Annotated in this window: 11 protein-coding genes; 10 read left to right on the top strand and 1 reads right to left on the bottom strand. The window is 46.6% G+C overall.

Translation table 11 applies throughout. The features are described 5' to 3' along the window. Nucleotides 1–135: 135 nt before the first annotated feature. Both ABXR35_RS18290 and ABXR35_RS18285 read left to right on the top strand, forming a co-directional pair. Nucleotides 136–552, top strand: a complete 417-nt coding sequence (locus tag ABXR35_RS18290; protein ID WP_367063463.1) for a hypothetical protein — start codon at nucleotides 136–138, stop codon at nucleotides 550–552. A 68-nt stretch (nucleotides 553–620) separates the two neighbouring features. Continuing rightward, nucleotides 621–1,439, top strand: coding sequence for a hypothetical protein (locus ABXR35_RS18285; RefSeq protein ID WP_367063462.1), 819 nt, complete (start codon nucleotides 621–623; stop codon nucleotides 1,437–1,439). Between the two features lie 407 nt (nucleotides 1,440–1,846). Here the strand turns inward: ABXR35_RS18285 and ABXR35_RS18280 are convergent, their stop codons facing one another. Next, the gene (locus tag ABXR35_RS18280; RefSeq protein ID WP_367063513.1) at nucleotides 1,847–2,377 is read right to left on the bottom strand and encodes a DoxX family protein; all 531 of its coding nucleotides are present in this window, start codon (nucleotides 2,375–2,377) and stop codon (nucleotides 1,847–1,849) included. Nucleotides 2,378–2,940: 563 nt separating this feature from the next. Here ABXR35_RS18280 and ABXR35_RS18275 point away from each other — a divergent pair. The 8 genes from ABXR35_RS18275 (at nucleotide 2,941) to ABXR35_RS18240 (ending at nucleotide 11,257) form a co-directional block, all read left to right on the top strand. Continuing rightward, entirely contained in the window at nucleotides 2,941–4,083 is a 1,143-nt protein-coding gene (locus ABXR35_RS18275; RefSeq protein ID WP_367063461.1) for a DUF3048 domain-containing protein, read from the top strand. A gap of 215 nt (nucleotides 4,084–4,298) precedes the next feature. Then, entirely contained in the window at nucleotides 4,299–4,913 is a 615-nt protein-coding gene (locus tag ABXR35_RS18270; protein WP_367063460.1) for a DUF47 domain-containing protein, read from the top strand. A gap of 234 nt (nucleotides 4,914–5,147) precedes the next feature. Continuing rightward, nucleotides 5,148–6,149 carry an inorganic phosphate transporter gene (locus ABXR35_RS18265; RefSeq protein ID WP_367063459.1) on the top strand — a complete coding sequence of 334 codons (1,002 nt, stop codon included), beginning with the start codon at nucleotides 5,148–5,150 and terminating at the stop codon, nucleotides 6,147–6,149. Nucleotides 6,150–6,316: 167 nt separating this feature from the next. Beyond that, on the top strand, nucleotides 6,317–7,279 hold the full coding sequence (gene corA, locus ABXR35_RS18260; RefSeq protein ID WP_367063458.1) for a magnesium/cobalt transporter CorA: 963 nt from the start codon (nucleotides 6,317–6,319) through the stop codon (nucleotides 7,277–7,279). Between the two features lie 542 nt (nucleotides 7,280–7,821). Next, nucleotides 7,822–8,112, top strand: a complete 291-nt coding sequence (locus tag ABXR35_RS18255) for a YerC/YecD family TrpR-related protein (RefSeq protein WP_188778663.1) — start codon at nucleotides 7,822–7,824, stop codon at nucleotides 8,110–8,112. 3 nt (nucleotides 8,113–8,115) lie between these two features. Next, nucleotides 8,116–8,895, top strand: coding sequence for a sirohydrochlorin chelatase (locus ABXR35_RS18250; RefSeq protein WP_367063457.1), 780 nt, complete (start codon nucleotides 8,116–8,118; stop codon nucleotides 8,893–8,895). Nucleotides 8,896–8,989: 94 nt separating this feature from the next. Next, nucleotides 8,990–9,898, top strand: a complete 909-nt coding sequence (locus ABXR35_RS18245; RefSeq protein ID WP_367063456.1) for a diacylglycerol kinase — start codon at nucleotides 8,990–8,992, stop codon at nucleotides 9,896–9,898. A 420-nt stretch (nucleotides 9,899–10,318) separates the two neighbouring features. After that, nucleotides 10,319–11,257, top strand: coding sequence for a DUF1963 domain-containing protein (locus tag ABXR35_RS18240; protein ID WP_367063455.1), 939 nt, complete (start codon nucleotides 10,319–10,321; stop codon nucleotides 11,255–11,257). The last annotated feature ends 157 nt before the right edge of the window (nucleotides 11,258–11,414 follow it).

Raw genomic sequence — 11,414 nt, 5'->3', positions numbered from 1 at the left:
CCCAAACGTATTGTAGCCGTCGAAGGCTCTTTTTATAATAAAAGTAAGCCATATGAATCCATGTATACAGCAGCTTTTCATCTCTCTTCTTATGCTTGAGCAAATCATAATTCCACTTCAAGGAGCGTGTCATCCATGATGAAATTTTTCAAAAAGAAATCAGAATCCACCGACCGATTGCAGCAGGCAGATCAAGCGTTGAACAAAGGCTTGAGTGGCATGTTGATCAAAGGGCTAGTTCCCAAAGAACACCGTCAGCACATGAATGCCGGATTGGAAGCCGCCAAACAGATGCAAGTCGCATCGTCCGGTCAAGCAGCCATTACAGCGATGGCAACTGTCGTATCCGTCCAAGATACCGGCAAACTGGTCAATTTTGATCCTATCGTTGTGTTAACACTGCAAGTCATCGAAAATAACGGTGCTCGCTATTCCCATACGATGGAGACACTCGTTTCCAAAATGCAAATCCCACGTCCCGGCGATGTGATCGGTCTCGGCACGCATCCTGCGTATCCCACTTCATTTATGTATATGGGACTGCTTGACTGAGTAAAGGAAGGATACCCTCCATTGCAACGACGAACAATCAAATTCAACTGTGAAATGAGGAATCAATAATGATTAAAATTCTGACAACAACGGGTATACTATGCTTATTGGCAGTCCTGTTCCTGCCGATGTATGCCAACTTCACTGGCGGAGACATCTCTTCTATTATAGATACAGCGTGGTACCGACCATTAATCTATATCGGGTTTGCATTGGTATTTATCCCGTCTATTCTAAGCACGGTGTTCAGTCTGCGGACAGTCAAATCTGGCGAATCGGCAGTTGGTCTAATTCGTCAGGTACAGCAAACGGGTACGTATATCAATGAACAGCCACAGCTACAGATTGAAGTAATGGTCACACGACGTGGACAACAGCCATACCCAGCATCGTTCAAAGCCGTCATCCCACAAACATCAATTCCGCAATTCCAGCCGGGCAGCGTTATTCCACTACTGGTGTCTGCCAAGCATCCATCGCAGGTCGGTCTAGATCGCAACGGTCAGGTATCGCAGCAGGATATGCAGTCTTTGCTCAATGAGCAGATGATGCGGCAGGGCGTAGCCCCAGAAATGATGGAGATTGCGCGTCATGGTGAACAGCTGTATGCCAAAGTATTGGACGTTGTGCCGCTAGGCAGCAGTCAACCGGGCAAGCTGTCCTTAGCATTAACCCTGAGTCTGACCACGACAACTGGCGAGACGCGTACCATCCGCACGCAAAAGGACATTTTTGAAAGCAGTCTGCCACAGGTGCAGCAAGGGCATATTATCCGCGTCATGTACTCCACGAAATATCCAGATGACGTTGCCCTGATGCTGCAAACGGGCGAGCAGGATATACAGCGTGCGTTTGGCGGAACGAATGGAACGACGAATAGAGGATAAGGGACGTATATGTACAGGTTACGACGACAAATGATCTATCATCCATCGTTAGAAGTTTCGTATTCGCTGTCATCCCAAACGCAATCATGTGAGCGATCCATACAAACGTAGCTCAATAGATCAATAGCTCAATAACAGTAATCTATTCCGCAGATTTATCTCATACTTCTATCCTCAACACATATTTTCACAAGTCCATCCATTCAGCAGCCTGTACATCTACCTAAGCATTGATACATCTATCTTCCATTATGAAAATCTCATACGAAAAAACAGCCAGCTCTCTCTATGCGACATATCCGCATAAACGAGACTGGCTGTTGTGCATATTCCGATTGCAATGCTGTGCATGATCTGCGAGTCATACCACCAGCATTACGGTAATTCAGCTTAGGGAACTGATTGACTTAGGCTGCGCTGTGCTTCGGTGTATTCGGTGTTCCATTATCCGGCTTCGGTTGACGTTTGAACACATGTGCTCTCAGATAAGGCAGTACCCAACGATCCAGACCGATTTTACCAGCATTGGCACCAGCGACGACGATGAAGATTTCAAGCAGAATCAGGTACGGGTTCGTGCTGATCGTACCCGAGAACAGGAAGGCAAAGTTCATCACCATACCCATCAGAGCCGCTACCGTTGTGAATGTACCAAGGATCAAGCCAAGACCGACAAGGAACTCACCAACCGGTACGAGGACGTTGAACAATCCAACATTGGGAAGAGCAAAGTGTTCCAAAAAGCCCGCCCATGCTGCTTTGACGACCGGCTTTTCACCCGTGCTGAGTGTGATGGCGTTATTCAGGAAGCCGCTAGCATCGAAGCCACCAGTCAGCTTACCCCAGCCACCTTCAATCCATTGAAAACCAACATACAAGCGAAGAACAGTTAACAACCACATTGCAATTTTGTTTTGTCTGAGCCATGTGTTCATGATTCATACACCCCTTACGTCATTTGTGATGATCATCTCTTTCATGGCTTTAGTTTAAAACATGATTAAAATTTAATATGTAACAAAAATCACAATCAAGCTTATTTTTTGATATTTTTATATTAAGTCATTTGAAGGCGTAATATTTTACATATAACTTCCAAAAATATGTTCCATATAGTTCCGCTGGCAGAGCGGCTATGTATATAATGGGCTTATTATGTGCTGCATGGACGACCGGATCATGCAGTACAATGATGTCGTTTCCGGTAACCCATAAGCCTCCTCTTTTCACCTCATATACCCGCATATCGATACCTACATAAGGAATACCCCTATTGAAAAGACGATAGAGCGGCGATCCGTTTGCTGCTTTACAGGTTTGTTTAAGCTTTGTATGCCATATTAGAGGCAGAACCCATACACATTCGTTTCCTGCTGTCCATGATTCCTGTTCATGCGAAGTTCATTCGGCTCTGATACGCTGGATACACAGCTTCACGTTGGGCATATTGCTACGGTTCATGTCGTAATAGGATAACGTGGCAAAAGGATTCCATATCGGTATGATGGTTCTGCTATTCAAGGAGGAACTGATGAACGTATCGCCATCCCTGAAAAGAAGTCGCTGGTGCTGTACTCTTCTACTTACTGTTGTATTGACAGCATGTCAATCTGAAGAAACCGCCCAGCCAGCTCCACCCACTGTATCGGTACCGGAACAAACGACACCAACCGAGCCGACGCCAACAGAAGCGGCTCAGCAGCCAGCGTATACTACGCCGCTCACTGGTTTGGAAGTGGAGCAGCAAGACACTGTGCGACCCATTGCCGTTATGATCAACAATGCGCCTGCCGCTCGTCCGCAATCTGGCTTGGCGCAGGCGGATATGGTATACGAGGTGCTGGCAGAAGGCGGCATTACGCGGTTAATCGCCGTTTACCAGAGTTATCACGGTGACGTGACGATTGGTCCAGTACGCAGCATTCGTCCGTACTTGATTAACATCGGCGACACGCTACATGCGCTGTTGGTTCATGCTGGTGGCAGTACCGAAGCGTATTCGATTTTGCAAAACGGTGGCAAGGAGCATCTGGATGAGATCACCAACGCAAGCGCTCCATTCTGGCGTGATTCTAGCCGCAAGGCACCGCATAACCTGTATACAAATGAGGTCAAGCTACGCGAAGCAGCACAGAAAAAGGGCTATGCCGAAACGGTAACACTGCCGACATTTTCCTTTGTACAAGGGGAACAACAGTCAGCGACTGCATCAGCAGATTCCGAACAGGCACATCGCATCGAGCTTCGTTTTCTGCTCGACAGCTACAAGGTGGGGTATATGTACAATGAAGCTACTGGCTTGTATAAACGCCAGATGAACGATGAGGATCATATCGATCTGAATACAGGCAAGGTGCTGACCGCTGCAAATGTACTTGTACTTGGCGGTGACTATAAAGTACTGGACGATGTAGGTCGGCTCAGTCTGGATATCGATTCCGGCGGGGAGGCGATTTTATTCCAACAGGGCAAACAGATAGCTGGACAATGGAGTCGCAAATCCGGTGATGTGATTCGTTTTTATCAGGGCGGCAAGGAAGTACCTTTTGTACCCGGAGTGACCTACTATAACATTGTGCCGAACAGCGGTTCATTTGACAGCCATTTGATTATTGATGGTGAAAAAATGGAGGATAATGGATAAAATATCCATTTAAAGTGTAATGTATAATGTGTACGTCGAATTTTGTATGATTTTTGTATGATATTTGTGCATGATTTTATAAGCTATTCTTTACAAAACGGTGTACGGATTGATAAGATAACAAAGGTTGCTATCAAAGCCAAAATTGCGTTTCATGCGTTTAAAATGCATTTTGCCGACAAGTTTCGGCACAATTGTGAAAAGGGGTTAGAGAAATGCGTATTAAAAAGAAGGATATCTTTTTTGAGACGCTGGAGAATATGGCGGATACCACTGTACAGGCCGCAGATTACTTCGCGGAACAAGTTGCGAGTCTGAACAATATCCAGCAATTCACCAAAACGATGAAGGATTACGAGAACCAGTGCGACACTTACACGCATACAATCATCACTGAGCTTAACAAAACATTTATCACACCGCTGGAACGTGACGATATTATGGATCTTACGACCACGATGGATGATGTAATGGACGGCATGGAGGCATGTGCTTCCCGTTTTGACATGTATCACCTGAGTGAGCCTGACAAATATATTAACCGTTTCGCTGAGATTCTGCGCGAAAGTGCGTACGAAATGCAAAAAGCGATTCACCTGCTGTCCCAGAAAAAACTGCTGGCGATCCGTGAGCACACGATCCGCCTGAACGATCTGGAAAATCAAGGCGATGATGTTATGCGCGAATGTATCAAAGAACTGTTCGCTAACGTCAAAGACCCGATTGAACTGATCAAACGTAAAGAAATCTACGAGCGCTTGGAAACGACAACCGACGCCTGTGAAGATGTAGCCAATATGCTGGAATCCATCATTATGAGTAACTCCTGATCATGGATCGAAAACCGAACCGACTGATGCAAGACTGGTTCGTTTTTCTTTTGCCATCGGAACCGGTTGATGCCGATTGCGATGCACTAATCGTGATCTATACTATTGCAGTTTAATCATCATTACAGAGCATGAGGATTTTGCGGAATGAGCAGAATCTCACGATAATTAAGGAGGTAGGATCATCCGGTTCCCGTGGATAGGAGTGGGAGCACAGCCGGATGATGAATAAATATGGTAGAAACCTCATTATGGGTATTAGGCATTGTCGTATTTCTGGCGCTCGCCTTTGACTTTATTAACGGCTTCCATGATACGGCGAATGCGATTGCCACATCGGTATCGACTCGCGCATTGCCACCACGTACCGCTATTTTGATGGCGGCAGTGATGAACTTTGTCGGTGCGATTACCTTTACAGGCGTTGCCAAAACGATTGGTGGTAGTGTAGCCGATCCGGCTACGCTAGACAACGGCATTCAGATCGTTATCGCCACCTTGATTGCGGCGATTATCTGGAACTTGGCAACTTGGCTATTCGGTATTCCCTCTTCATCTTCGCATGCTTTGATTGGTGCGCTGGCGGGTGCGGTATTGGTAGGCGCAGGTTCCGATGCAGTCAATTGGAGTGGCTTTGGTAAAATCGTCGAAGGTTTGCTGTTGTCTCCACTGATTGCATTTGTTATTGGTTTTATTGTGATGCACATCCTGAAATGGATCTTCGCTAAGCGTAGCCCGCATACGGTCAACAAAGGCTTCCGTACGATGCAGATTCTGACCGCAGCGTTGCAGTCGTTCTCGCACGGTACGAATGATGCGCAAAAAGCAATGGGGATCATTACGTTCGCACTGGTTGCTGCTGGTGTGCAGGATCATCTGGAAGTACCATTGTGGGTAAAAATTTCCGCTGCAACTGCGATGGCACTCGGTACATCGGTTGGTGGTTGGAAAATCATCAAAACGATGGGTACGAAAATTTTCAAAATCGAACCGATTAACGGTTTTGCCGCAGATGCGACGTCGGCAACAGTTATCTTTACGGCGACGCTGACTCATTTGCCTGTTAGTACAACGCATGCTGTAACGTCTGCTATTCTTGGTGTCGGTGCCGCGAAGCGTTTCCGCGAAGTGAAATGGGGACTCGCAGGTCGAATTGTCATTGCGTGGATTGTAACGATTCCGGTCGCTGCCGCACTGGCAGGATTGATTTATATGCTGCTGTTCAAACTGTTCTAACTGCATGATTGTATAAGGTATCATGGTCTGTCATAGCTATGAACATTCCGCCGTTGCACTGTAACGGCGGTTTTTTATGCGCTTTAGCGGCGAGTTAGGTGTTGGGCATCACGGTATGATATACTCGCGAAAGATCAGCGATTTTCTAAGAAATGAGGATGAACCGGTTGATACGCATACTTGGCATCACACCAGAACATAACATCGTGGAGCATGTACCACTGGAAGATATCCATAGTGAGCAATACGCTTGGTGCTGGGTTGATTTTGATCGCCCGACAGAAGAAGAGTCCGAGCTGTTAAGCACCTTTTTTCATTTTCACCCACTGGCGGTGGAGGACTGCATGCATCTGTTGCAGCGTCCAAAAATGGATTATTACGGGGATGTGCAATTTCTCGTTTTGCATAAAGTACAGCGTGATACATTGAATGCCGAAGAAGTCGATCTGTTTGTAGGCGAGCGATTGATCGTATCCTTTCACCATGAAAAGCATCAGGAGGTCGATACTGCATGGGAGCGCGTGCTCAGTTACCATGATGGAAAGCGTCCCAAGTGGCTGCGCGGACCGATTGCCGTTGCCTACATGATCATTGATAAAATCGTCGATGAATATTTTCCATGTGTGTTTGATATTGAGGATGAACTCGATTCCTTGGAAAAACTAGGTCCAAATGAAGCGGTGGATGAGCTGCTGAATCAGGTGTTTGCGCTGCGTTCGCGGCTGCTCAAGCTGCGCCGGACCATTGTACCCATGCGCGATCTGATGTACCGGATTATCAACTCGCAGCATATTCAGAAGGTGGATGAGCATCATTCGTATTTTGGCGATATTTATGATCATTTGCTGAAGTTATCCGATATGATCGAGTCGGATCGCGAGATGACATCGGATTTGCGGGATAGTTATATTTCGCTGAATTCCAACCGGATGAACGGGATTATGAAGACGCTGACCGTGATCACAACCGTCTTCATGCCACTAACACTCATTGCAGGTATCTATGGCATGAACTTCGACAATATGCCGGAGCTGCATTGGAAATATGGCTATTTTGCCGTGTTGTTCCTAATGCTGATATTGGGCGGCGGCATGATGCTGCTATTCACTCGGCGCGGATGGTTTAAATAACAGTAATAAATAACGCCAATAACGTGAGTAGAGCATCGATAAACAAAGAAATACAAATGCCATAGGAAGATGGCAACATGGAGATACAGCGTATGGATATGTCATAGAATATTTCTATTGTACATATTGTGAACAAAGACAAGATCAATGATCGCATGGTTATCATGATACTGCTGCGTGTTGAGCTAGAGTGACGTTCCATTTTCATAATACGTCTGTATGTCTAATCATTTTCAAAATAACAGCATTGTCTATCATACGTGGACAAAGGTCGGTAAAGCGTTGATTGACGCATTTACCGATAAGCCTTTGTTATAAGTCGCTGGATAGAAACATATATGTATTTTGCTGTCCAGCTGAAAAGGACACGTAATATTGAAAACTATAATCACGTTTTCATACTCATTTACAACTTCACTGCGGCACAGCCGAACTGTTCCGGCGTTGTTATTCTGCAACACTGTACATCGTTAACGCTTGAAAAAACAAATGGGAATCTATACAATGAAGGTACATTAACCGTAGTAGGGGATGATCTAATCGTGCAACTTAAAAAACTTGATGATAAAAGCGTAGATCAATTATTCGAAGCGATTTTGACGCTCAAAAATTTGGAAGAATGTTATATATTTTTCGATGACCTTTGTACGGTAAACGAAATTCAATCGCTGTCCCAGCGTCTTGAAGTAGCTCGCATGCTTGGTAAAGGTGCAACCTACAACCAGATCGAAGCCGAAACTGGCGCAAGCACGGCAACCATTTCGCGTGTAAAACGCTGTCTGAACTATGGCAACGATGGGTACAAAATGACGCTGGAGCGTCTGGGACGATAACCGATGAGCAAACCGGGGATATTGATTATTAGTCATGGATCGCCGGAGTCGGAATGGATGCACTGGATTGACGAAGCTGTCGCCGCTACATCCTTTCCGGCAGACTTGCCTGTATATAGTAGCTATCTGGACAATGTGCCGGGTAGACTCATACAGGATGGAATTAACGAGTTGGAGAGTCAAGGGGTAACCGATCTGTTGGTTATCCCACTATTTGTATCCTCCGGCAGTACACATATCGACGAAATAGGGTATGCCCTCGGCATCAAGGAAGCCCCGGAAAAAGAAACCGATCTGGAGCCTTTTCATATTACAGCGAAGGTTCATTTTGGTGATCCGGTCGATGACGACGAGGACATCGCCCATATGATCTGGGATAAAATCAAACATCTGTCGGAAGACCCGGCACGCGAAGTTGTGCTGGTCGTCGGTCATGGTAGCATTCACCCCGGATTTCTGCATCGCTGGGTAAAAGGTATTGCTTCGCTGTCCAGACGAATTGGGCATGTGAGCGGTACGGCATATGCAGATTATGCGCTGCTGAACCCTGACAGCCTAACGCTGAAAACGCGAAAATGGAGCAATCGTGGGTATCGAGTGCTGGTTGCGCCTTTGTTTCTAAGCAGAGGCTATTTCCTGAATACCGTGATTCCTCGTCGGCTGGAAGGGTTAAGCTATCAATATGCCGGTGAAGCGCTGCTGCCGCATCCGCGCCTGTCCCACTGGATGGAGCGTCAAGCGGATCGGCTGCTAGAGCAGATGAACGTGAGCAATAGAACATAGCCAAGCCTGTTATTTTGCCTGTCCCGCACGGGAATGGGCAGCTGTGTTTGTGCTTCAACAGGCTTATCACATCAACAATAGGTGGCAGAATGGAATGAAAAGAGCGAGATTAATTTATAATCCGACCTCTGGACGCGAAGAAATGCGGCGTCGATTGGCGGATATTTTGCAGCGTCTGGATCAGGGCGGTATTGAGACAAGCTGTCATGCGACAACAGGCGAGAACGATGCCACCCATGCCGCGATGGATGCGATTGACCGCGGTGGATACGATATGATCATCGCTGCTGGTGGCGACGGTACGATCTACGAGGTCATCAACGGGATGGCGGCGTACGACAACCCGCCACCGCTAGGCATCTTTCCGCTAGGTACAACCAATGATCTATCCCGCGCCTTGGGCATTTCTCGCAATTGGGAAGAATACTGCGATCTGGTGATTCGTCAGCAGACACGCCCGATTGACATTGGCAAAGTGAACGACCGGTATTTTATCAATATCGCTGGTGGCGGTTCCTTTACGGAGCTGACGTATGAAGTGCCGAGCAAGCTCAAGACGATGATTGGTCAGATGGCATATTATATGAAAGGCATCGAGAAGATGGTTAATCTGGCACCGACCGAGCTGATTATCCGCCCGGAAGGCATGGACCCGATCCATGACCAGTTTATGATCTTCCTCGTCGCCAACACGAACTCGGTCGGTGGCTTTGAAAAGCTGGCTCCTGACGCGCGTATCGACGATGGATTATTCGATGTGATTGCCGTCAAAAACTGCAATCTCGCCGAATTTATCCGCCTCGTCACGATGGCACTGCGCGGTGAGCATCTAAGCGATCCCAAAGTGCTGTACTTCCGCACCAGTCGGCTAGAGATCGAAGCGCCAAACAACGACCGCGTGATGCTGAATCTCGACGGCGAACTCGGTGGCAAGCTGCCGGGACAGTTTGAAGTGCTGAAGCACAAGCTGCGCATTTTTGCCGCAGATCAGCGTCCGCTGTAAAGGTGAGTGGCGTTGATCTGTAGAAGATGTAGAAGACTGCAGTAACGGATTCAGATTATAATGAGTATTTAGATTATAATGAATCGTCAAATCATCTCAAGCTTCCATCATCCCTATACTGAATTTCTGCAAAGAAAGAACAGCATACGGACGACGGAGGCTTTTTTGAGTTTGTTCCTATTCATTGCTTTAAAAGAAAACCATCGTCAAGATAGGATGTAATATGTGTTCCCGCCTATCGCTGTGGTATGAATCTGCTTTGACTTGAGTGGGTAAAGTGATCCGAGTACACTGTACATAAGGCGTATTCGCCAACATCGACTTAGACAGAATCAAGAATCGAAACGGATGGCATAAGGACGATACAACGACCATCCCCATTTTCTACAATAGGCTTATATTTGAAAGGAGCTATCCACCATGACCACGTATTCCAATTACCCGAATCTACTGCCTGAAGCGGAATTGAAGAAACTGCTCGACAAGTACGAAGCCCCTGAGCTAGAGCATTATTTGCGCAATCACCAGCGCCCCGTTGTCAAATTGATCCGCGGTGAAAAAGGGCATGAACGCATCGGACATTCGCGGTTTGGCGGTTCCCCTGATTTGCCGGAGCAGCTCACATGGCCACAGACCAAAGATGGACAAAAAATGACCTTAATCGCTCAACTCAACCTTGCCCAGTTGCAGGCAGAAATACAGGATGAAGCATATCAAGGTGTACATAGCTCGTTATTGCCCAAGCAGGGAATATTGTACTTTTTTGCAGGGGAAGGGGAAACCGCACAGAACATCGAGCATCAGGTGCTGTATTGGAATGGAGATGACATATCTCAGCTGCGGTATCAGGAGGAAGAAGAATTCACGATTTTGGAGGAAGAAGACGAGATCAAGTTTGAGGCATATGAAGTCCATGCCCATGCAGATGTGGAATTCCCCAACTATGGCTACAGCACTCTGCATTTGTCAGAGGATACACTAACCGAAGAAACCGAAGAAGCATATCTGCTCATCAGCGAGGAGATGGACTGGAAGCCGGAGAATAAAATCGGTCAACTATTCGGCTATGCCGAAGGTCAGCACGGCGATGACGAATTCATCGCAACCTCGTATTGGTACAATGGCAAATACACGTATAAGCATGAACAAGATCGCAAACGACTACTGCCGCATTTTGACGGAGATGAAGCACGCTTGCAGCAGGAACTGGACGATGTATACATGCTGCTAGAAGTGGACAGCGACCAGCAAATCGGCTTCGTCTGGTGGGATGCAGGTTACATGCACTTCTTTATCCGCAAAGAAGACTTACTCGCAGGCAGATTTGACCGTACCTTCTGTTCGATCTATTCCAGTTAATAGAGCATAAGAGGAGGATGGCGAACAGCAGAATGTAGGATAGAAAAGTAGAGAAGTAGCATCATGCAAAACAGAGCAATATAGAAAAGAGAAATAGATAATAGCCTCATGCACAAAAGAGGAATGTAGAACAACGAAATACAGAAGAACAAAATAC

Origin of the sequence: Paenibacillus sp. JQZ6Y-1 (genome assembly GCF_040719145.1) — a bacterium.
Taxonomy (GTDB): domain Bacteria; phylum Bacillota; class Bacilli; order Paenibacillales; family Paenibacillaceae; genus Saccharibacillus; species Saccharibacillus kandeliae.
Note: the sequence above shows the minus strand (reverse complement) of the source record. Positions and strands in the feature narration are given on the sequence as shown.

Bases quoted from the DNA above. Each gene is read 5' to 3' on its own strand.
- ABXR35_RS18290 (WP_367063463.1), top strand. From the start codon at position 136: ATGATGAAATTTTTCAAAAAGAAATCAGAATCCACCGACCGATTGCAG.
- ABXR35_RS18285 (WP_367063462.1), top strand. From the start codon at position 621: ATGATTAAAATTCTGACAACAACGGGTATACTATGCTTATTGGCAGTC.
- ABXR35_RS18275 (WP_367063461.1), top strand. From the start codon at position 2,941: ATGATGGTTCTGCTATTCAAGGAGGAACTGATGAACGTATCGCCATCC.
- ABXR35_RS18270 (WP_367063460.1), top strand. From the start codon at position 4,299: ATGCGTATTAAAAAGAAGGATATCTTTTTTGAGACGCTGGAGAATATG.
- ABXR35_RS18265 (WP_367063459.1), top strand. From the start codon at position 5,148: ATGGTAGAAACCTCATTATGGGTATTAGGCATTGTCGTATTTCTGGCG.
- ABXR35_RS18250 (WP_367063457.1), top strand. From the start codon at position 8,116: ATGAGCAAACCGGGGATATTGATTATTAGTCATGGATCGCCGGAGTCG.
- ABXR35_RS18245 (WP_367063456.1), top strand. From the start codon at position 8,990: ATGAAAAGAGCGAGATTAATTTATAATCCGACCTCTGGACGCGAAGAA.
- ABXR35_RS18240 (WP_367063455.1), top strand. From the start codon at position 10,319: ATGACCACGTATTCCAATTACCCGAATCTACTGCCTGAAGCGGAATTG.